This is a genomic window from Roseburia hominis (assembly GCA_040702975.1).
Classification (GTDB): domain Bacteria; phylum Bacillota; class Clostridia; order Lachnospirales; family Lachnospiraceae; genus Allocoprococcus; species Allocoprococcus hominis_A.
Map to the genome: position 1 here is coordinate 2,173,451 of CP159990.1, position 21,091 is coordinate 2,194,541.

General features: G+C 46.3%; 18 protein-coding genes and 1 tRNA gene. 13 read left to right on the forward strand and 6 right to left on the reverse strand.

Going from position 1 to position 21,091, the window contains the following annotated elements:
• Positions 1-16 precede the first annotated feature (16 nt).
• From aroD to ABXS75_10130, 8 genes are all read left to right on the forward strand, one after another.
• Positions 17-778: a type I 3-dehydroquinate dehydratase gene (gene aroD / locus ABXS75_10095; GenBank protein XCP83443.1), complete on the forward strand. Its 762-nt coding sequence runs from the start codon at positions 17-19 to the stop codon at positions 776-778.
• Positions 779-860: 82 nt separating this feature from the next.
• The gene (locus tag ABXS75_10100; protein XCP83444.1) at positions 861-1,358 is read left to right on the forward strand and encodes a TRAP transporter small permease; all 498 of its coding nucleotides are present in this window, start codon (positions 861-863) and stop codon (positions 1,356-1,358) included.
• 3 nt (positions 1,359-1,361) lie between these two features.
• Positions 1,362-2,651, forward strand: a complete 1,290-nt coding sequence (locus ABXS75_10105) for a TRAP transporter large permease (protein XCP83445.1) — start codon at positions 1,362-1,364, stop codon at positions 2,649-2,651.
• A gap of 145 nt (positions 2,652-2,796) precedes the next feature.
• Positions 2,797-3,744: a TRAP transporter substrate-binding protein gene (locus ABXS75_10110; GenBank protein ID XCP87130.1), complete on the forward strand. Its 948-nt coding sequence runs from the start codon at positions 2,797-2,799 to the stop codon at positions 3,742-3,744.
• A 287-nt stretch (positions 3,745-4,031) separates the two neighbouring features.
• Complete coding sequence (locus tag ABXS75_10115) at positions 4,032-4,499, forward strand: helix-turn-helix transcriptional regulator (GenBank protein XCP83446.1); 468 nt, start codon at positions 4,032-4,034, stop codon at positions 4,497-4,499.
• Positions 4,500-4,563: 64 nt separating this feature from the next.
• The gene (locus tag ABXS75_10120; GenBank protein XCP83447.1) at positions 4,564-5,031 is read left to right on the forward strand and encodes a response regulator transcription factor; all 468 of its coding nucleotides are present in this window, start codon (positions 4,564-4,566) and stop codon (positions 5,029-5,031) included.
• Positions 5,032-5,063: 32 nt separating this feature from the next.
• Complete coding sequence (locus tag ABXS75_10125; protein ID XCP83448.1) at positions 5,064-5,390, forward strand: FtsX-like permease family protein; 327 nt, start codon at positions 5,064-5,066, stop codon at positions 5,388-5,390.
• Positions 5,391-5,601: 211 nt separating this feature from the next.
• Positions 5,602-7,305: an ion channel gene (locus ABXS75_10130; protein XCP83449.1), complete on the forward strand. Its 1,704-nt coding sequence runs from the start codon at positions 5,602-5,604 to the stop codon at positions 7,303-7,305.
• A gap of 20 nt (positions 7,306-7,325) precedes the next feature.
• Here ABXS75_10130 and ABXS75_10135 read toward each other — a convergent pair whose 3' ends face one another.
• The 3 genes from ABXS75_10135 to ABXS75_10145 form a co-directional block, all read right to left on the reverse strand.
• Positions 7,326-7,589 (reverse strand): hypothetical protein, encoded by a 264-nt coding sequence (locus tag ABXS75_10135; GenBank protein XCP83450.1) that lies wholly within the window; start codon positions 7,587-7,589, stop codon positions 7,326-7,328.
• The gene (locus ABXS75_10140) at positions 7,586-7,891 is read right to left on the reverse strand and encodes a type II toxin-antitoxin system RelB/DinJ family antitoxin (protein XCP83451.1); all 306 of its coding nucleotides are present in this window, start codon (positions 7,889-7,891) and stop codon (positions 7,586-7,588) included. Before ABXS75_10140 ends, ABXS75_10135 begins: the two co-directional genes overlap by 4 nt.
• 236 nt (positions 7,892-8,127) lie before the next feature.
• Positions 8,128-9,903 carry an IS1634 family transposase gene (locus ABXS75_10145; protein XCP83452.1) on the reverse strand — a complete coding sequence of 592 codons (1,776 nt, stop codon included), beginning with the start codon at positions 9,901-9,903 and terminating at the stop codon, positions 8,128-8,130.
• A gap of 357 nt (positions 9,904-10,260) precedes the next feature.
• Between ABXS75_10145 and ABXS75_10150 the strand changes: the two genes are divergently transcribed.
• Positions 10,261-10,332, forward strand: a tRNA-Arg gene (locus tag ABXS75_10150).
• A gap of 162 nt (positions 10,333-10,494) precedes the next feature.
• On the opposite strand, the gene ABXS75_10155 is transcribed toward ABXS75_10150, so the two are convergent.
• Entirely contained in the window at positions 10,495-11,340 is an 846-nt protein-coding gene (locus tag ABXS75_10155; GenBank protein ID XCP83453.1) for a DUF5688 family protein, read from the reverse strand.
• 262 nt (positions 11,341-11,602) lie between these two features.
• Positions 11,603-12,160 carry an elongation factor P gene (gene efp, locus ABXS75_10160; GenBank protein XCP83454.1) on the reverse strand — a complete coding sequence of 186 codons (558 nt, stop codon included), beginning with the start codon at positions 12,158-12,160 and terminating at the stop codon, positions 11,603-11,605.
• Positions 12,161-12,401: 241 nt separating this feature from the next.
• Between efp and ABXS75_10165 the strand changes: the two genes are divergently transcribed.
• The 4 genes from ABXS75_10165 to ABXS75_10180 all read left to right on the forward strand — a co-directional run bounded on the left by ABXS75_10165 (position 12,402) and on the right by ABXS75_10180 (position 17,067).
• A complete protein-coding gene (locus tag ABXS75_10165) occupies positions 12,402-13,013 on the forward strand; it encodes a hypothetical protein (GenBank protein ID XCP83455.1) in 612 nt (203 codons plus the stop codon).
• A gap of 179 nt (positions 13,014-13,192) precedes the next feature.
• Complete coding sequence (gene hcp, locus ABXS75_10170; protein ID XCP83456.1) at positions 13,193-14,866, forward strand: hydroxylamine reductase; 1,674 nt, start codon at positions 13,193-13,195, stop codon at positions 14,864-14,866.
• Between the two features lie 676 nt (positions 14,867-15,542).
• Complete coding sequence (locus ABXS75_10175; GenBank protein XCP83457.1) at positions 15,543-16,064, forward strand: type II toxin-antitoxin system PemK/MazF family toxin; 522 nt, start codon at positions 15,543-15,545, stop codon at positions 16,062-16,064.
• Positions 16,065-16,872: 808 nt separating this feature from the next.
• Positions 16,873-17,067 (forward strand): hypothetical protein, encoded by a 195-nt coding sequence (locus ABXS75_10180; protein XCP83458.1) that lies wholly within the window; start codon positions 16,873-16,875, stop codon positions 17,065-17,067.
• Between the two features lie 197 nt (positions 17,068-17,264).
• Here ABXS75_10180 and ABXS75_10185 read toward each other — a convergent pair whose 3' ends face one another.
• Positions 17,265-20,915: a response regulator gene (locus ABXS75_10185; GenBank protein ID XCP83459.1), complete on the reverse strand. Its 3,651-nt coding sequence runs from the start codon at positions 20,913-20,915 to the stop codon at positions 17,265-17,267.
• Positions 20,916-21,091 lie beyond the last annotated feature (176 nt).

Below are 21,091 nucleotides of genomic sequence, written 5' to 3' on the forward strand. Positions count from 1 at the left end.
AAAAGGAGGAATAGGCATGAATCCAGTAGAAGTCAGAAATATTAAGATCGGAGAAGGAGTTCCGAAAATCTGCGTTCCGATCGTAGGCGTTACGAAAGAAGAAATCATAAATGAAGCAAAGACCTTCGACAGCATTCCGGTGGACGTTGTGGAGTGGCGTGTGGACTGGTTCGAGGGCGTATTCGATATCGAACAGGTAAAAGACGTTCTTAAGGAGCTCCGCGCAGTATTAAAAGAGACACCGATCCTGTTTACCTTCCGTACCTCCAAAGAAGGCGGCGAGAAAGCAATCGAGCCGAAACAGTACGCAGAGCTTAACAAGGCTGTCGCTGCGACCGGCAATGTGGATCTGGTAGACGTAGAAGTATTTACCGGTGATGAGATCGTAAAAGAGATCATTGAGGGAGCACATAGCTGCGGAGTGAAAGTAGTAGCCTCCAACCACGACTTTGACAAAACTCCGGAAAAAGAGGATATCATAGGAAGACTTCGCAAAATGCAGGAATTAGGCGCGGATATTCCGAAGATCGCGGTGATGCCGCAGAGCAAAGAGGACGTACTGACCCTTCTTAGCGCAACAGAAGAAATGACCCGTAAATATGCGGATCGTCCGATCATCACCATGTCCATGGCGGGCACTGGCGTGATCAGCCGACTTTGTGGAGAGGTGTTCGGTTCCGCCCTTACCTTCGGAGCAGCGAAAAAAGCATCTGCACCGGGACAGATGGGCGTGGAGGACCTAAGTACCGTTTTGAACCTGCTGCACAAGAGTCTGTAATAGCAAGATAGTTCCCCAAAAACCTGACGCTTTCGTAAACGCCAGGTTTTTTAAAAACAAGCATTAAGGTGAAAGGAGACCTATGAAAAAAATAGTGTCATGGCTTAATGACAGTTTAGAGGAATTCCTGATGGTCGTAAGTCTGATTTTAATGACGGTCATCATGGGGATTCAGGTGTTTTCCAGATATGTGCTCGGCGCGGCGCCTTCCTGGTCGGAAGAACTGACCCGATATCTGTTCGTGTGGGCGGGCTTTATCAGTGTCAGCTATTGCACGAAGCGATGTGTGTCCATTAAAATAGAGCAATTTGTATCCATGTTCCCCAGGCGCGGGAAAGCCATGTTCAAGCTGGTCAATCACACGATAGAATTGACGTTCTTTTTCTATCTGATTCCGTTTGCAGTGAAATACCTGATGTCTGCTGTGGAAAGCGGCCAGGTCAGCCCGGCGTGCCATATACCGATGTACTATATTCAGGCGGCGCCCCTTGTCAGTTTTATATTAGTGGCGATACGGATCGTGCAGAGGTGGTGGATTGAATTACAAACTGTTCGCAGTAAAGAGGAAAAGGAGGAATAGAAGATGCCGGCAATCGTAGTTTTTTTGATTTTTATAGTATGCCTTGTCATTGCGATTCCGGTCTCAATTTCTCTGGGAATCGTAGCCGTTCTGCCGGGTGCATTTGATTCGTCCTTTACGGCCTCCGGCCAGTTCGTGATCCGTTCCATGTTAGGTGGGATCGACAGCTTTCCACTTCTTGCGGTCCCGATGTTCGTTCTGTCAGGGATCGTGATGGCAAAAGGAGGAATATCCCGGAAATTATTTGATGTGTTCGCCTATTTTCTGGGAAAGCTGACCGCGGGCATGCCCTGTGCGGTCATCGTGACCTGCCTGTTTTATGGGGCGATTTCCGGGTCGGCTCCGGCGACGGTGGCGGCCGTGGGGAGTATGACCATTCCAGTCCTTACGAAGCTGGGATACGATAAAGAGTTCTCGACTGCCGTGGTGGCGGTCGCCGGAGGGCTGGGAGTCATTATTCCGCCCAGCATTCCGTTTATTATGTATGGTATGGCCTCCGGGGAGTCGGTCAGTGATCTGTTTCTGTCCGGAATTATTCCGGGGCTTCTGATCGGAGGGCTTCTGATGTTCTATGCAGTCCTATATTGCAAAAAGAACGGGGAGGACAAGGAGAAAATCAGCGAGGTGGTAGATGCGCTTCACGCCAAAGGATTTCTCAAGGTACTAAGGGAGAGTTTCTTCGCTCTGTTGAGCCCGGTCATCATTCTTGGCTGCATTTACTCGGGAATCGCTTCTCCCACAGAAGCGGCGGTAATCTCGGTATTTTATGCACTGATCGTCAGTATGTTCATTTATAAGTCGATCAAGGTAAAAGATATCTGGGGAATCATGGTGGAGGCGGTGCGCACCTATGCTCCGATCATGTTCATACTGGCTTCCTCCGTGGCGTTTTCCAGGGTGCTGACCCTGATGCAGGTGCCGCAGAGTGTAAGCGCCTGGATCCTGACGCATTTTACCAACAAGATCATTCTCCTTCTGGTGATCAATGTGTTCCTGCTTATTGTGGGAATGGTCATGGACACCACCCCGGCGATCCTGATCCTGACGCCGATTCTTCTGCCTATCGTGACGGCAGTGGGAATGAATCCGGTGCATTTCGGTATTATGATGGTCGTGAACCTTGCGATTGGATTTGTAACTCCGCCGATCGGCGTGAATCTGTTCGTGGCAAGCTCGCTTACGGATATCCCGGTGATGAAAATTGCGAAAAAGGCGATGCCTATGATTCTTTATTTTTTGGTCGCGCTTCTCGTCATCACCTTCGTACCGGCGGTAAGCACCATGTTCTTATAGGAGGCAGCAGAAAATGATGAGAAGAAAGCGAACACAAAGCCGGGATGAACGTCCACTGGGCGTTCGCTTAGGCATGCTTGGCAAAATAAAGCCCCGACGTGTGGCAAATGCGGCAGTGGCAGTGCTTCTTGCGGCAGCTTTGCTGATGCTGACCGGCTGTCAGAGCAGAACATCTGAGGAAGAACAGCGCTACGCCTGGCCTCTCGGAACCGCCAGCCCCGAAGATACGGTAACGCAGATTTACGCGGAGGAGTTCGTAAAAGAGGTAGAGCGCTTAAGCGGGGGGAAAATGAAGATCCAGGTCTACCCCAACAGTACGCTCGGGGGAGACCGTGAGCTTCTTGAGACCTGCAAGGACGGTGACATTCCGTTTGTGATCCAGAATACGGCGCCTCAGGTCACGTTCATGCCGGATCTTGCGATTTTTGACATGCCCTGTATATTCAATAGTATCCAGGAAGCACGGGATAAGGTAGATGAACCTGGGTTCTATGGTTTGATGGAGAAGGTCTATCAAAAGGGCGGATATAGGCTTCTCGGATATGCGGACCAGGGCTTCCGTGTCATGTCTACCAACAAAGAGATCACGGTATTTTCGGATTTTAAAGGCCAGAAGATCCGTACCATGGAGAATTCCTATCACATGGATTTCTGGAAGGAGCTGGACGCGTCTCCGACTCCGATGACCTTCAGCGAGGTCTACATAGGGCTTCAGCAGGGAACCATTGACGCACAGGAGAATCCCTATGAGGTCATTGTTTCCAACCGCCTGTATGAGCAGCAGGATTACGTGGTGGAGACCAATCATTTGCCACATTTGATCTCGCTGGTCGTCAGTGATGAATTTTTCCAGGAGCTTTCAAGGGAAGAGCAGGAGATTATTACCCAGGCTGCCGGGACAGCAAAACAGGCGGCGCGGAAGGCATCAGATGATAGAATCGCTGCAAAAATAGAAGAAATCGAAGCAAGTGGAACGAAGATCATTAAGTTGGACGAGAGTGTGACCCGGGAAATGCGGGAGGCCTCCCGGCCGGTGTACGATGCCATTGAGGAGAGCGTGAGCAGGGAAATCGTGGAGGCATATTTAAAATAGAAATTGTTGCAGCCAGGATTATCTATCATGCTGGAAAAGGGAAGAGAAAAACGGTATCCTGATAGTAAGACACAGAAAAAAAGCTGTGTTGAACTATCAGGGTACTTTTGTTATATTAAAGGAAAGTTTTTCTGCCGGAGAACCCTTGTGTTTAAGGAAAAGCTATAAAAGAAGTTAAATATTTATGTTTTTACGAGTCAACCAGCGGTGGAATTGCCGAAAATCCACCAGGAGTTCCTTTTTTGAAGAGATTTTGCCGCGTATGATGGTTGCAAGGAGGTCAGGAAATGAATCAGGAAGCAATCGGAAAATTTATTGCCGAGTGCCGTAAGGAAAAAAACCTTACGCAAATGCAGTTGGCGGAAAAACTTAACATTACCAATCGGGCGGTCTCTAAATGGGAAACGGGAAAAAGCTGTCCAGATGTGTCTATTATGCTGGAATTATGTGATATTCTCGGAATTACCGTGAATGAGCTGCTCTCCGGAGAAAGGATTACTATGGAAAATTATCAGAAAAAGGCGGAAGAAAATCTTATTGAGTTACAGAGAAAGAAGGATAAGGCACAGAAAAGTTTAGCAAAAATAGAAATGATATGGCTGGTGATAGCGTTGCTCCTAGTACCCGTTCATCTCGCTATCAACTACTATTATCCTGAAAACAACGGAACTGGAATCGGTCTCGTAATTGCAGTAGTTGGGCTGGTCATGTATGTCGTTTATTTTGTGAAATATTATGAAATTAGACTCAAGTAAAACTTCGCAGGCGTAAAAGGAGAGGCGCAGGCTGATAATAAGAGAATGGAAAGGACGAGTAAAGATGACATATGATTGCTTGATCATAGACGATGAAAAGCTGCTTGCAGACAGTACTGCCGAATATTTCAATTTGTTTGGCGTTAAAACTGCGATCGCATATAGTGTTTCAGATTGCAGAGATTTTTTCAGGGAAAACACAGCGGAACTGCTTTTACTTGATATCAACCTCGGTGATGGCAGTGGTTTTTCGTTGTGCAAAGAACTTCGGGAGACCACCGAAATCCCCATTCTCTTCATTTCAGCGCGAACGAGCGATGACGATCAGATTATCGCGTTCAGTATAGGCGGTGATGATTATATACAAAAGCCTTATTCTCTCAGCGTCCTCTTGGCAAAAGTCAAGGCGGTACTGAAACGGTACGGAAGCAAGAGTAAAGAGAGGTACGCTGACGGGCGTTTGACTGAGGATTTTAATGCGAGGCAGGTTCTTGTAGACGGAACCTCTGTAAAACTGACATCGCTTGAATAATAGCTTTCGTTCTGTACCTGCTTGTGCGAACGATGCTGAATAATAAAAATCGTGATTATGGAATTATGAAGGCGCTTGGTTTTACGACAGGACAGCTGATTCTGCAAACAGCGTTGTCATTCATGCCCACGACCATTTTAGCTATCGTGGTTGGGCTTATCGTATGCAGCCAGATCATTAATCCGCTGACCGCATTATTCTTAAGTGGTATCGGAATCGTAAAATGCACGTTTACCGTTCCAATCGGATTTACCATAGCTGCGGGTATCGGTCTCGTATTATTTACTTTTGTGGTGGCGTGCCTGTTATCTTTGAAAATCAGGAAAATTGCTCCGAGAGCATTGCTTTCAGGAGAATAAAAAGTGAGTTCTCGTGTTTAAACTTTATTTGTCGTATTTTTAATGAACGCCCGGTTCCTCCTACGTTAACTAATCATTAATGAACTGCTATTTTTCATTGCCGGGTCCCCCTGATTTGTGTTATGGTAATAAGTAGAGAACAGGGGGGACGACAAGCGTAGCGTACCCTCTGAGCTACCATGAAAAGTGAGTCCAAGGAGACAGCCAAGCCATGAAGCCGAGAAAGAAAATCTATCTGTATATAATCGCAGCCGTATTTCTGATATACATAGCCCTTTTGACTATTCTTTATTTTTCCGAGTCGTCCAGCGATCACGCCATAATCCGGACCTTTGGCGATGCAATCTGGTATTCTCTGGTCACGCTGACGACAGTGGGGTACGGCGATCTGATACCGGTAACCCCGCTGGGACATGTGGTGGGAATTATTTTTTTGATTTTGTCCGCCGGGATTATGGTGACTTTGCTCGGGGCGGCGGTGTCTTTTCTTACCAGCGAGGGATTGCCATTTCTGCTGCTTCAGTTTCAGCGGCATAAGAATTGGTATTATTTTGCGGATTACGGTGTGGAATCCAACACGCTGGCAGCTAATATTTGTAAGGAAGACACAGATGCAGTCATTATATTTGGTGAGAAGAGGAGCGGTCAGAGCGAAAGCCCCAATTATCCTTGTCTGTTTCTCAGTGCGTCCCCGGACAGAATTGTGGCGCAAAAGAAGAATGTTGGTACGAAGTGCAAGGTCTTTCTGATGAAGGAAAATGACATCGGTATGAACAGCCGGGCGGTGAACCTTCACGAATTGCCGGTTGAGGTGTATGCGAGAACGACTAACGGGCAGGATAAGCTATCGGGAAATATTCATTTTTTCCATAGCTATGAATGTTGTGCCAGACAGTATTGGAGGTCGAAACCTTTATGCAGGCATGAAAAAACAATCGTGCTCATCGGCTTTGGAAATTATGGATACAGCATTCTGGAGCGGGCGATTTTGACCAATATCATCGCCACTGACCAACATGTAGCCTATCATATTTTGAGCGGTCAGTCATACTTAAGTGAGGGGACGGCAGAGCTTCAGCGCAGAGAGCAGGCAGCTCTAGGGGAGGAAACACCGGATTTGCGTTCCGACAGTGTAGATGAGTTTTTGACACTGCATTATCGATTGGGAGAATTGTTTTCCATTAATGAAGAATCTGATACAAGAGATTCCCTGATTTTCCATACCGGTTTTTGGGGAGAGAATCGAGAGATTCTTGAAAGGGCAGACCGGATCATTATCTGTGAAGATGATGAGCAGAATGGCTGGAGTATTTTCTGGAGACTGAATAAGTATTACAGAATCCATGGGCGGATTGATCTGCGCAGCAGCCGGAGGGCGCCGGGGGTATCGTATTTTGGAACCAATGAAGAAATCTACACCTCCTGGCAGATCATACGGACGGAGCTGAACCGGGCTGCAATTACCATCAATGAGATTTTTCGAAGAGCGGTCTCTTATCCAACACTCAGCTGGGAAGAATTAGATGATTTTCACAGGCAGTCCAAGATCGTGGCGGCGGACCACCTTCTGATGAAGGTGCGGATTCTGCTGGGTGATGAGACGATTACGGAGCTTACGGATTCGTCGATGGAGAAGGCATATGCCAGGTTTAGGCAGAATGTTGTCTCAGAGGAGGCAAGAGAGGAGTATCGTAAGCTGGATCATATGCGGTGGCTTCGGTTCTATACCTTTTATAATTGGAGTTATGGCCCTGTCCGTGACGATGCGAAGAGGCAGCACCCGATGTTGTGCAGGTATGAAGAACTGACGCCGGAGCAGAGGAAAGAGCGTGATGCAGCATGGGAACTGCTGGGGAGTATGGTGCAGATGGACGAGGAACGTTCGCAAGGGAATTTACAGATCGATAAATCATAAGAGACATAAAGCCTCTGCTCTCATTGGTTATCCAAAATCTGCATCATTTCTGTGGGTGTAACAATAAAATCTTGAATAGGATAATGTTTTTGATTGCCAGTTATAAGATACGCATTTTCATTACGTTTTTCCATGGCTACTTCGTAAAATATTAAATCATCCATATCTATCAGGATTTCACCCGTGGGCTGCGGGAAAACTTCAATACCAAACTGCTTAATAGCATGCAATACGAGAAGTGCTGAGATGATTACATTTGTGTCAATAACCGCACAACATTTCATTCTTGTACCGCCTTTCTTGCAGCACGCGCGTCAGCGATTTCTGCGTTGATTTCTTCTAATGTCATTTCTGGTACGTCAGATGCCTGTCTGCGCAGCATAGAAATGGCATTCAGCGCGTCAGTTCTGGTAATAGTAGTTTCTGGTAACGTTGCTTCAAAAGGTAATCCGCGCACCTGTTTTGAACGTGTCATAAACATGCGGAATGCCGTAGGTAAATCCATACCCAAAGCTTCATAGATTTCTGCCACTTCCTGTTTCAAAGCTTTATCTGCACGAAATTGAATTAGTGTTTGTTCCTTCATAAAAAGCCCTCCTTAACATAGAAACATACATATGAATGTGTTATGCATGTGTTTATCTTAAGTTTATTATATGCAATAAATACAAAGATATCAAGAGATGAAAAAAATAAAACAAACACTTGATTTTTTGGGAGCAGAGTGCTATATTCCCATCTTTGACAGTAAAAATCCGTAGATTGCTGTAAAATCAAGCTTTCTACGGATTTTTTTGTTGTTCAAAATGTAGCTATATATTATTACTTTTTCTTCTTTGAGGCTCGTATTATTTTCCTCATATTTACATCAGTTATGATTTGATAATCGGTACGGAATCCGGCTGTTTCGTGTAGTCTGTCCGTCAGATCCGTCCTTGTATAAACGGGTGTGTACCCCAGTTTCTCACCGGGGCGGGCCATCATCATGTTCTTTAAAGTATCTATGATTTCCTCACATGTATAGGCTTCTTTGAGTTCCTTTTCCAGAATCCTGTAGATAACAAGTGCTATAAAACAAGTGATGAAATGGGCACGGATATGGTCTTCTGTCTGAAGGTATACGGGGCGGGCCCTGAATTCCGTTTTCATGACCCGGAAACATTCTTCAATCTCCCAGCGCTTCTTGTTGATTCTTACGATCTCTTCTACACTCATATCATCCAGGTTCGTGCATACAGCATAGAAACCATCATAACGTTCTTCTTCCCGGATTGCATCTGTATTAAGATACACGATCTCTTCTGAGCAGACTTCTCCATCTTTGGTTGCTTTCTCTCTGGAGATAAATCTGTGCGGGTCATTCTGGTTCTTGGGACGCTGTTTATACTTCCCATCATTAATAAGCTGCTGTGCACGCTCGACCTGCCCGTTCCGGATCTTCCTCTGATAAGCTTTATATTTTGGAGAAAAAGAAACGACCAGATGTTGTTCTAATGGCTGGGCTCCTTTTTTGATCTTCCGTTGGGAGAGGTCCTCTTTGATCCAGCGATCCTTATAAAAAATGTTTTTATAATTCTTTGCTTCATCGATCTCGTTGAGATTAAAGGTTTCATCAGAACCTGGCAGGTGCCATCCGTCTGGATCAAGTGCAAAATCCTTGAGATAGTCAGGCAGCTGTTTTATGGATTGTATGGTAATAAAACTACGGAGCTGTACACCATTAATCTTTCTGTCATTGAACTTCCGGTTTGTCTTGGAAGAAAGCCCTGCATCTGTACAGACGATGATCTGGTCAAGTCCGTAATCGCGGAGTACTTTTTGCTCCAGTGGTTTCAAAGTGGGCTGTTCATTTTTGTTTCCGGGATAAATATCGAAGGCCAGCGGAATGCCGTCGTGATCCATGAACAGTCCCATACCAACGATAGGGAGGGGCTGGTGCTGTTTGGATTTTCCATAGCGGCGCAGATCATCTGCCTCTTCAATCTCAAAGAAGTAATTCGTACAGTCATAATAAAGGACATCTTTCCTGCGTTCGCAGACCTTCTGGCTGTTTTTATAAAGCTGTGCCTGTATAAGATCATTTTCTTCCGAAAGGACAGAAAGGGTCCTGTAGATGTCATGCAGTTCGAATGTGGGCTGCTCAATAAATTTCGTGGCCTGTCTGTTGGAGGACAGTTTTGAAGATGGATAAAGAATTCTTGTATAAATAAGCTTCGAAAGGACATCATTCAAATCATAAGCAAAAGAATGACGGGAGGAAATATCCCTGCATATTTTGTCCAGCCCCAAACTATAATAAATGTTCTGCAGGAAGAGATAACCGCAGTTAAAAAGCTTCTGTTCATTTTTCTTCAGGAGCTTTGAAGGAGAATAGCTGATAAGGATTTCTTTGTTCTCATCATACTCTTTGCGATTTAATTCATTGACATACTCCTGTGCCCATACATAGGGATCCTTACCACCGGCTTTTGCGGTGACTTCTGTCAGGTTGCCAAGTTTTTCAACTGTGACAGTGGTCACACGGCCATCTGGTTTTCGGATTGTTTTCTGTACATAAAAGGATGCAGAATTTTTCGATTTGCTTACTGTAAGTTTCATGGCAAACACCTCCTAATCCTTATTATACCACATATAGCTACAAATAGCCACAACAAAACGAATAAGATTTGACAAAAAAATACAGGCTTTATGGGGCCTGCAAGTACTTTTTCCATTATTTAACTGTCAAACTCCCGATTTCTGCCACTTCCTGTTTCAAAGCTTTATCTGCACGAAATTGAATTAGTGTTTGTTCCTTCATAAAAAGCCCTCCTTAACATAGAAACATACATATGAATGTGTTATGCATGTGTTTATCTTAAGTTTATTATATGCAATAAATACAAAGATATCAAGAGATGAAAAAAATAAAACAAACACTTGATTTTTTGGGAGCAGAGTGCTATATTAAATATTGTCTCTGTAGCTCAGTGGATAGAGCACCGCCCTCCGGAGGCGGGTGCGTCAGTTCGATTCTGATCAGAGACGTCAAAAGAGCACGTACAGTTCATTCTGCCGTGCTCTTTTGCGTTGCCATGCATCCCTGAGCGCCCAGTGGATGTTCATCCCGGTTGCCAAGTATACCTGAAATAAGGTCCGGCAGATCTTATGCCAGCTGCCTGGTATGCCTGAATGAAGGTTCATTAGTCGCTAATCCAGCATTCGTTTTTCTTTCCCGCTGTAATAATATACATGTTCCGATAAAACTTCTGACGGCTCCAGTTCATTCGCATTGACTTCCTTTACCATGACATCGAGCTGCGTGCGTCTGATGCCGTGGCTTTCGGGAATCAGAATCACTTCGTGGATACTGCTGGGCAGGATATAGAAATTCTCACCCAGCATCTCATATGCGTGTTCCAGGGCGTTGGGGTAGAGAATCGCGGCGGCTCCCAGGCTGCGAGCGTTGTTTGTGAGGATGTGCAGATGTCCGACCATCGGGTACATGGAGAGTGGAAGAAGGTGAGGAGTGTTCCTGCGCGCGGCTTCTGCTACCTCCTCCTGTGCCACATTCCAACGGTGCAGATGCTCGTTGCGGACGGTAAGCGTGGCATCACCAAAATCAGTGTTCTCGAGCAGAATGTAATATACCACCGCAAGATCCAGGTAGTCATCATGGGGAACCTGATCAAGAAGCTGACGGTTCGTCGTCTTCTGAATGAGCTGATAGCAGATCTTGTCCTTCACTTTTGGAAAAGACAGGATATTCTCGAAGGGATAAGAGTTCTGTACCTTGACCTTCTCATAAATATTACGGACGACCTGCACCAGAGCGGGAATCTCCGTTCCGCCCAGATAACGGCTGTAGAATTCCTCCATATAAATCGTGGGTGACATATTGATTCCTTTCTGCATCAGAACGAGACCAATCTTGCGCGTGCTGTTGTTCTTCATCGTTGTATGCAGCTCCACCTGCACTTCCGGCTGCATCTGTTCCCGGACTTCCCGCTGCATTATCTCTACAAACTGAATATAAGTCATATCTCTTTTTTCCATATAATCTCCTTCCTGTCACGCCCCAACAAAGGAAATATGATTTGAACAAACATATCTGTATATCAGGTATGTGAGTCGATTATAATGCCAGATGCCTCACTTTTTCAACTACTTTTTTTATCAGTCAAAATGTTTTTGACACGCAAAAAAACCGGAATCACGGGGGTTATACGCAATTCCGGCTCATTTGTCCGTATTATTTTTGTGAAATATAGCTAAAAAATAGCCCGTTTTTCACTTTCAAAATAAGACCCGTATACGCTTATGCTCTGGAGAGATATTCTCCGGTACGGGTATCAATCTTGATCTTATCGCCCTGGTTCACGAACAGCGGTACCAGAACAGTAGCGCCTGTCTCAACGGTCGCAGGTTTGGTAGCACCTGTTGCGGTGTCGCCCTTTACGCCCGGCTCAGTCTCAGTGATCTCAAGCTCTACGTTAAGAGGCGGCTCAACGGAAAATACGTTGCCCTGGTGGGAGCATACCTTTACCATCTCGTTCTCTCTTACGAACTTCAGTGCATCACCGATAGTATCCTGATCAATCGCAATCTGGTCGTATGTCTCTACGTCCATGAAGTGGAACAGTTCGCCGTCAGAATATAAGTACTGCATGTCTTTTCTGTCGATATGAGCAGTATCAAATTTCTCGGTAGGACGGAAGGTCTTTTCTACAACTCCGCCGCTGATGATGTTTTTCAGTTTAGTTCTCACGAAGGCAGCGCCTTTACCCGGTTTTACATGCTGGAACTCCAGAATCTGGTAAATGTTACCCTCGATCAGAACGGTAAGACCATTTCTAAAATCGCCTGCTGAAATCATTGTAATCCTCCTCGTATATGCCCTATTTATGGGCAGAATTTTAATTGCTGAATATACCTGGCGAAAAGCTGTGACATTCCCGACCAGGCGTCAATTTCTCACTCATATAATTTTATAATAAAATAGTGTTTTTTTCAACTGTTTGTTTTATTTTTTGGAATTTTCCAAAAGTAGTGTTTTTTCGCTATTGACGGGAATCGGAGGAAAAGGGTATCATGGGAAGGAATAAGGAGGAGTTGTCATGGCAGAAAGAGTCAGGGACATCTGCCGGGTCTACTGGGATCAGCAGCGTGCGAATATTATAATCGGTGCGTTTCTTGTAGTATTGTTCGGCATGATGGCAGTGTTTTTTCTGACCAATGATACAGAACTGCAAGTCGTATCCGTTCCTGTCGCAGAGGAAAATGCCGGTTGCGAGGAGATGGAGACGAACCCCCTGGGACTTAGTAAAAATGGCAGGATATGCGGTGCAGTTCAAAAATACTACGAGCGTCTGGGAGAGAACGCCAGGTTTGCGGAATCCTACGACGATCTGATTATTTACCAGAAGAACGGTAAGACAAAGGGCACGTATGTGGTGTTTGTTACATATCGGATGAAGATTCAGGATATTTATACTTATGTCCCGGGACTTGGGACATTCTATGCGAAGGAGGAGGAAGACGGGGGACTTAAGCTGGACAGCCAGGTCAGGGATATCAGACTCCAGCAGTATATTGCCCGCGTGACACAGCATGAAGATGCGAAAAGGCTTTTCCATATGGTGGAGCAGCAGTATGCCAGGGCGGTAAGATCTGACGCTATGCTGGCAGAAGCTCTTATGGATCTGCAGAATGCGGCGGAAAGTAAGTGATAAAAAGGCTATTGCGGAATCTGATGAACAGATGCGTAATAGCCTTAAAATACTATTGCAAAATCTGGCGGACAGATGTGTAATAGCCTTAATAAATGCTTTACTTCGATAGCCGGGTATATTTTTCAAAGGCTGGCCGATACTATACTGTAAAAATGAAGGATAAGGATGGTCAGCATATGGGTAATAATATGGATTTAGGCTATGAGATGTTCTGTTACCAGTGTGAACAGACGGCAAATGGAAAGGGCTGCACGAAGCTGGGCGTTTGCGGAAAGACACCGGAAATTGCCAACCTGCAGGATTTAATGATTTTTCAGATTAAAGGGATCAGCTGTTATGGAAAAGCCCTGGCAGAAGAAGGACAGGTCATAGATAAAAATGTGATAAGTTTTATCGAAAATGTTCTTTTTACAACACTTACAAATGTGAATTTTGACGCAAAAATACATGTAGAATTATTGAGAGAATCACAGAAAATCAAAGAGAATTTGAGGGATATGGCAGGGGAGATCAAAAATCATACGGCTCATGCCTCCTACAATCTTCCGGAGACAAAAACGGAGATGCTAAAAGACGCACCTCTGGCAGGAATCATGTATGATAAATCCCTGGATCCGGATATCCGTTCCCTGAGACAGACAATTCTATATGGACTTAAAGGGATCAGTGCCTATGGGCATCAGGCAAGGGCGCTGGGGTATTACAGTGACCAGGTAGATGATTTTTATATTCAGGCATTGGAGGCTATCACGGACGATGATCTTACAGTAGAAGAATTGATCCGGATGACGATGCGCACCGGGGAAACGGCGATCGAAGTCATGAAAAAGCTGGATGAGGCCAATACGGAGGTTTATGGAAATCCGACTCCTCACAAGGTCAATACCCATATGAGGAAGGGGCCTTTCATTATTGTTTCCGGTCATGATCTGAAGGATCTGGAAATGCTTCTGGAGCAGTCAAAGGGGACGGGAGTCAATGTCTATACACACGGCGAAATGCTACCCTGTCATGGGTATGAGGGATTAAAGAAATATCCCCACCTTGTCGGAAATTTCGGAGGTGCATGGCAGGATCAGCAAAAACAGTTCGACAGTCTTCCGGGATGTATTTTAATGACGACAAATTGCCTGATGCGGCCGAGAGAGAGCTATAAAGACCGAATCTACAGCACGAATGTGGTGGGCTGGGAAGGGGTAAAGCACATCGGCAGAAAAGAAAACGGGGACAAGGATTTCAGCGAGATTATTCAACAGGCGCTTGAACTGGGAGGCTATCCGGAAGATCAGGAGCCACATGAGATCCTGGTAGGATTCGGGCATCATGCTACCTTAAGTTATGCTGAAAAAATCGTGGAGGCGGTAAAGACAGGAAAAATCAGACATTTTTTCCTGATCGGAGGATGTGACGGAGCGAGACCCGGGCGAAATTATTATACGGAGTTTGCAAAGCTGGTTCCTGAAGACTGCATGATCTTAACGCTGGCGTGCGGAAAATACAGATTTAACAAGCTGGATTTCGGAGAGGTGGCAGGACTGCCTAGGCTCCTGGACATTGGGCAGTGCAATGATGTGTATTCCGCCATACGGATTGCAACGGCTTTGGCGGACGCCTTTGATACCGATGTGAATGGTCTGCCTCTCTCACTGATCATATCCTGGTATGAGCAAAAGGCGGTCGCTGACTTGCTGGCATTACTGAGCCTGGGAATAAAAGGGATTTATCTGGGGCCGACTCTGCCAGCGTTTTTGAGCCCGAATGTGCTGCAGTATCTGGCGGATACTTTTGATCTGCGACCCATCAGTAATGCAGAGGATGACATTAAGAATTGTTTGAAACAGAATATTTAAGAATGTTTACTGCAGGTGGTAAAGTGTTTAGTTTTCTGTATCAATAATTTAGTGCGCGTGTATTTGTATAGGAAGGGAAATTTGGCTTCTGGTGACTTAAGTTCGGAAGCCATTTTTAATGTGGGGCATTTCTTGGATTGTTTGGTTGAGAAGGGGACCAATCTGTGATACACTATAGCTTGGAAAGATATAAAAGCCTGTAAACATCGTTCCTCTATTTTGTTATTAAAACAGGATGTATTATAGAAGAAAAATGTATCTAAAATATAACATGCTTTCACTAAATGCGCATAAAATGCAAGGACCTCAGGGAATTGGAGCCCTTGTACTTAGAAAATCTGGATATAAGCTTCCTCCGGTAGGTTTAGAGTATCGTCTTAACGGAAATCAAGATTATTGTGTTAACAGCACAATCAATGTTTGCATTCCGGGAGTAATATCTGAAGCGCTGATGATTTCTTCAAAGCAGTATTGCAGTCTATCTAATGGATCTGCCTGTACATCAAAAGCTATGCTCCCAGTTACGTGCTTTCTGCAATGGGAATACCTGAGGAAGATATTGAATGCTCTGTCAGAATTAGTTGGGGTCCTGATACAGATGCAAATGAACTGAAAGAGAATTTTGGCAAGTTGATAGAAACGGCCAAACAGATAAAGGGTTGAAAAGAGGTGGAATATGAACCCAGAAGCACAGGAATACTATAATATAGCTGGATGGCTGAAGAATAAGGTCGATTATAACCGGATCTCAAAATTCAATACCAGTAAACGCAGACAGGTCCTACATGGGCAGATTTGGTACTGCGATATGGGATATAACATCGGCACGGAAAAGAACAAGATCCGTCCGGTGCTTGTGATGTCCAATAATCGTATCAATAATTCGGAAAAGGTGGTTGTGGTCTGTATTACGGACGCAAAGGGTAAAGTGAATGCCAACAATCTTCCTGCACAGGATTCATGGCTCCTGCTTTATTCCAATACGTCTGATGAAGGTAAAATGATATCTCCGGGAAGAAAGGTACCGGCTTCCATGCATGTTTATGATTTCCTTGATAAGGACAGCATGGTGCAGTGCGAAGAAATCCGTGCGGTCAGCAAATCAAGGCTTGATGCAGACAGGGGGTGCATTGGAACACTTACGCCGGAGGACTTTGAAATGGTGAAGGGAAAGTTCAGAAGGGCATATGGTTTGTAAAAAACACTTGACTGGATGCAGTGATTTGTACTTGCACATGGGAAAGACAAATACCATGTATTTTGCCCTTGTAAAACAGAGACAGTTTTACTTTTTCTTTCCTGCAGTTACAAAACTCGTTAGCAAACACTCCTTTGCTGTGGTGCAACAACTTATGTTTTGCGGTCAGGCGAATTACATAATCCCACCCTATGGAATCCAGCTTCAAAAGCATTTTGTTATCATCATATCTATGCTCTATGATGAAAGTAATCGCATTGGTAGTTGTGTATAAATAGGCTGATGGTTTAAAAGCAGTGAGGGTAGAACTGAACAGAACGGTGGAAACTGCGGAAAGATTAAATTCCACCCAAGGGTTGAATTTCGGATTACAAGTGACTAACTGCGGAAACTCAAGAAAAGAAAAATAGTATTGACAGGGGGAAGCTGTTTGTATATAATGAAAATAAGCGAGAGATACTATGATTAAGTCCCATACCTGGGAAATCAGGGTACAGTGGGTACTATATAATGTTTAAAAGAAGCCGTAGGACCGAAAGGTATAGCTTCTGGAGGCTCCCCAGATTATCTGGGGAGTTTTTCTTTATTTCATAGGAAAGAGCGTCCTATGAAACATAAAACGCTCTGCAGATTAGTTTTTCCTACTCGATTGCGGCATTATGAATGGAAAGAGAATTATTTCCAGATTCTTATAAGATGTATCCTGAATGAATATTCTTGTGCGATGAAATGTAAATAGTAATAACCCGTATCTACAAGTATTCCTCCAGATTTGATACGATAAAATTCAAATGATGGATGTGTTTGTATGCATGAAAATCTAACTTCGAAGGCAGATCTTTGGGCAGGCTGGATCAGCTCTTTTCAGGAAAGCGGTCTGTCCCGTAACGAATGGTGCCAGCAGAATGAAATTCCACTATCTACAGTCAGTTACTTAATTTCTCCGGAAGCATTACCGTCTACCTGGCATGCGGATGCACTGATTTCTTGTTTTATTGTATAGTAAATAAGCAGATATGAAAAACACCTGCCATGTGGTACAATCATGGAGTACACTAGGTCGGATCATTTTGTGCGGTAGTTTAGACCACAGAGGAACCGGTGACTCATTCGAGTCACCGGTTCCTCTGTCTAGGGGAATCTATTTCCCGATAGCCCTGTATTTTTTCAGTTGCTCTTTTGAGACAGCCCCAAAACGTTTTACAGATATTTTTTCAGAGCCGAGCCGAGCGTCTCAAAGTCGATGGGTTTGGCCAGATGCTCGTTCATACCGACGGCCTTGGCGGCTTGAATGTCCTCTACAAAGGCATTGGCAGTCATAGCAAGGATGGGGATTCGCAGTGCATCCGGGCGCTTCAGCGCGCGGATGGCCGCCGCCGCATCATAGCCATTCATGACGGGCATTTGAATGTCCATCAGAATCAGGCTGTAATAGCCGGCTTTGGAGGCGGAGAACAGATCCACGGCGATCTGACCGTTTTCAGCCTCTTCAACGGTAAGCCCGGCCATCTCCAGGACCTCTCGTGCGATTTCCCGGTTCAGGTCATTGTCCTCAACCAGAAGAACCCGGCGCCCGGAGAAGTCATTTTGCAAAAGCGGTTCCAGCGGGGAGGTCTGACCGGAATCTTCCGGTGCCTCGTTTCTCAGGGCTTTAAACGTCCGGATCAGCCCGGATTTGAATACAGGCTTGCTGAGGAACGCATCTACGCCGGCGGCTCGTGCTTCCAGTTCAATATCGGACCAGTCATAGGCCGAGAGAATAATAATGGGAAGCGTGTCGCCGACCAGACGCTTAATAGCCCTGGCGGTGTCCAGGCCGTCCATGCCGGGCATTTTCCAGTCAAGAATGGCAGCATAGAACGGGAGCGCCGTATTCATCGCGCGCTGAACCGCTGCAACGGCATCCTGACCGGAAGTACAGCCTTCACTGCGCATTCCGATCTCATCAAGCATGGTGCAGAGGGACTCACAGGCACAGTCATCATCGTCCACCACCAGTACTGAAAGGTCCGTCAGTTCTGACGTATCAATGTCCTGCGCATCCTGAAGCCGCAGGTAAATGGTCACGGTGAATTTTGAGCCTTTGCCCAGCTGACTTTCCACGGTTATGTTGCCGTTCATCATATGTACGATGTTCTGGGTAATGGCCATACCCAGACCGGTGCCCTGTATCTTGCTGGTACGCAGATCCTCCGCCCGGCTGAACGGCTCAAAAATGTGCGTCAAATACTCCTCAGACATTCCAATGCCGTTGTCCTCGATGATGAATTCATAGCAGCCCGTGGAGCTTATGGGCACCGCCTGCTCCCGTACAGTGAAGCTGATTTCACCGCCATCGGGGGTGTATTTTACAGCGTTGCTCATGAGGTTCAGAAATACCTGTTGGATGCGCAGGCTGTCGCCGATTACATTCTCATGCTGAATATCCTGAATGTGGACCTGGAGGCGGTGTTTGTGGGCCTGAATCTGGGGCTGGATCATCAGGAGCATACTGTTAAGCAGATCGGACAGGCTGAATTCCTCCGCAGCCAGGCTGATGGTGCCGGATTCGACCTTGCTCATATCCAGGACTTCATTGATGAGGCCCAGCAGATGCCGGCTGGAGGAGGAGATCTTGCTGAGGGCGTCCCGCACACGGTCAGGTTTTTCGGCATGGGCGGCCGCAATGGCGGTCATACCGATGATGGCGTTCATGGGAGTGCGAATGTCATGGGACATTTTTGACATAAAGTCGGACTTGGCGGCGCTGGCCCGGTTGGCGGTCTCCAAAGCGTCCTGCAGAAGCTGCTTCTGCGTCTGCTCCTCGTGGACGGCTTCATCCACGCAGCGGATGCCCAGAACCATTGCGTGTTCCTGCTCGCTCTCGCTTACGTCCACAAAGTGCATCTCAAAGAACTCCTGATTCCGGTGGTTCGGAAGGATGCGATAGCGGACAGTAAAGCCCTTTTCTTCCCGGAACCGGCGGATGACCGCCTGGGGATCACACAGTTCCAGCAGAGGATCCCTGGTATCCGGCTGCACATAGGTGCTGAGAAAGCTTTGCATTGCCTCAGAATACTGATGGAAGAGCGGAACGTCTGCATCCGGGGTATCCCGCAGCCCTTTCTCCTGCCGGACTGCCTTGCTTTGATTCCGATCCAGATCCACATAATAGATCACGGAGTAATCCTGGCTGAGGGCTGCCAGGATTTGCAGCTGATACTTTTCGCGCTTTTGAATTGCCTCCTCCGCAGCCCGCTGCCGCCGGCGGGCGAGCCATATCACCACAAGGATAATGACAATGGCCAGAATGGAGATGGCTACGGTGCTGAGCACCAGCCGTGAGGCGTACAGTTGATCTGCCAGGGTGTAAGAATCATACGGCATATTGAGGTAGCTGCTGGTGATAGAGCTGGTTAGATCGGGGGAAAGCTGTTTAATTGCCTTGCTGACGATGGAGAACATGGGGCTGTCCGGATCTGTCGTCGTGACCAGGCCCACTTCGGAGGGGGCTTGGAAATTCTGCCACTGGATCAGATTGGCAAAACGGTCATTTTTGGAGTGATAGTTAAACTCCAGATTGTTGATCAGCGTTGCGTCAGCGTCACCGTGGGCCACGGCCAGCAGGCACTCACGTGCGTTGGTGTAATATTGAATCTCAATATCCTTGTGCAAAAGCTCCGGCAGATATTTCGCCCAGTAGGAGCGGCCCCTGGTCAATGCGATCACAGGGGTGTCCAGGGAGTCAAATACACAGTTTCGCTGCATGATGAGGATATTCTCATATTCCAGGATCGCGTTGGTGGCGTATAGCTCATCGTCCTGACGGACAAAATTTTCTGAAGCGCCGATGTAGAAATCAAGCTCACCGCTTTTCAGCAGTTCCTTCCAGTTCTGGGAGCGGCTGATGGGGCGCAGGGTCAGATTCAGACCGGCGGTGTCCCCAAGACACTCCAGAAGCTTCACATAGATGCCGCTGTAGGTCCCGTCATCTTGTATATAGGCAAGCGGTTCGGTTTCTTCATAAAAGCCTACCACAATCTCAGGATCCGAAGCCACAAAGGCACGTTCCCCGTCAGTCAGTGCCAGCGCGTTGGTATTGTATCCCACAAGGCATTTCTGGGCAGTTTCAGCCACCAGCTCAGGCTCGGTGGTAATCAGCAGCTGCATCCCACGGTTTAGTTCATCGAGCAGTGCTGCATTGCCCTCTTTGACGGTGAAATAGAAGGGGGAAGCATCCAATACGGATAGCAGCACCGTATCGGGGATGTCATTGGAGGCAGAGGCCAGAATCATATCAACCTGACCTGCTTCAAGCGCCTGGATCTTTTCGTCCATAGAATTCAGATAGACGGGGGTATAGGTAAAGCCGTGGGCCTCGGCAAAATCAACCAGGGCCTGATCGTTGGAAGAACCGGGGGTCACTGCTATGCGGGCGCCATTGTAGGCGCTGAAATTCTCATAGCCATAGCTGGTGTCAGACCGGGCAAACAGACCGCCGGAGGTATAACCGCCCGCCTGTGTGGAGAAATCCATGGTGTCCTCCCGTTCCGGCATATAATTGGTGGGAAAGAGGATATCCAATTCGCCGCGCTCCAGCATGGCTACCGCATCGTTCCAGGTGCAGTTGACGTACTCATAGGTCCAGTTGTTGAGCTGGGCCAGTTCATTGAGATAGTCTACACAATAGCCTGTAGGTTTGCCATTTTCATCCAGGCGAAGCAGATCATTGATCCCGTAGGGAATCCGGATGGTCCGTGGCTCTGTCTGCGCCGCCCTGGCATTCAGGCCAGGGACAACACAGAACCAAAGAATTGCTGCCGTCAGCCAAATGGCCGTGCGCCATATGTATGATTTTATTGCCTGTTTCATGTTTCATTCCCCTTACGTTTGAAGTATATATACCTTAATATTATATCTGCTAAAAAAACTTGTCAATCTTTGTTTGAATATCAGATGAGGTAGTTGAGATCCGGTTGTAACAGTTCAGACACCCCATTAATAATGGAAGACAAATAGACCAGTTAATATACTTGATAAAAGAACTG

Coding starts and splice junctions, on each gene's coding strand:
- ABXS75_10125 (XCP83448.1), top strand. CDS start 5,064: ATGCTGAATAATAAAAATCGTGATTATGGAATTATGAAGGCGCTTGGT.
- ABXS75_10110 (XCP87130.1), top strand. CDS start 2,797: ATGCTGACCGGCTGTCAGAGCAGAACATCTGAGGAAGAACAGCGCTAC.
- ABXS75_10165 (XCP83455.1), top strand. CDS start 12,402: ATGGCAGAAAGAGTCAGGGACATCTGCCGGGTCTACTGGGATCAGCAG.
- aroD (XCP83443.1), top strand. CDS start 17: ATGAATCCAGTAGAAGTCAGAAATATTAAGATCGGAGAAGGAGTTCCG.
- ABXS75_10175 (XCP83457.1), top strand. CDS start 15,543: ATGAACCCAGAAGCACAGGAATACTATAATATAGCTGGATGGCTGAAG.
- hcp (XCP83456.1), top strand. CDS start 13,193: ATGGGTAATAATATGGATTTAGGCTATGAGATGTTCTGTTACCAGTGT.
- ABXS75_10145 (XCP83452.1), bottom strand. CDS start 9,903: ATGAAACTTACAGTAAGCAAATCGAAAAATTCTGCATCCTTTTATGTA.
- ABXS75_10135 (XCP83450.1), bottom strand. CDS start 7,589: ATGAAATGTTGTGCGGTTATTGACACAAATGTAATCATCTCAGCACTT.
- ABXS75_10180 (XCP83458.1), top strand. CDS start 16,873: ATGCATGAAAATCTAACTTCGAAGGCAGATCTTTGGGCAGGCTGGATC.
- ABXS75_10140 (XCP83451.1), bottom strand. CDS start 7,891: ATGAAGGAACAAACACTAATTCAATTTCGTGCAGATAAAGCTTTGAAA.
- ABXS75_10120 (XCP83447.1), top strand. CDS start 4,564: ATGACATATGATTGCTTGATCATAGACGATGAAAAGCTGCTTGCAGAC.
- ABXS75_10105 (XCP83445.1), top strand. CDS start 1,362: ATGCCGGCAATCGTAGTTTTTTTGATTTTTATAGTATGCCTTGTCATT.
- efp (XCP83454.1), bottom strand. CDS start 12,160: ATGATTTCAGCAGGCGATTTTAGAAATGGTCTTACCGTTCTGATCGAG.
- ABXS75_10155 (XCP83453.1), bottom strand. CDS start 11,340: ATGGAAAAAAGAGATATGACTTATATTCAGTTTGTAGAGATAATGCAG.
- ABXS75_10185 (XCP83459.1), bottom strand. CDS start 20,915: ATGAAACAGGCAATAAAATCATACATATGGCGCACGGCCATTTGGCTG.
- ABXS75_10130 (XCP83449.1), top strand. CDS start 5,602: ATGAAGCCGAGAAAGAAAATCTATCTGTATATAATCGCAGCCGTATTT.
- ABXS75_10115 (XCP83446.1), top strand. CDS start 4,032: ATGAATCAGGAAGCAATCGGAAAATTTATTGCCGAGTGCCGTAAGGAA.
- ABXS75_10100 (XCP83444.1), top strand. CDS start 861: ATGAAAAAAATAGTGTCATGGCTTAATGACAGTTTAGAGGAATTCCTG.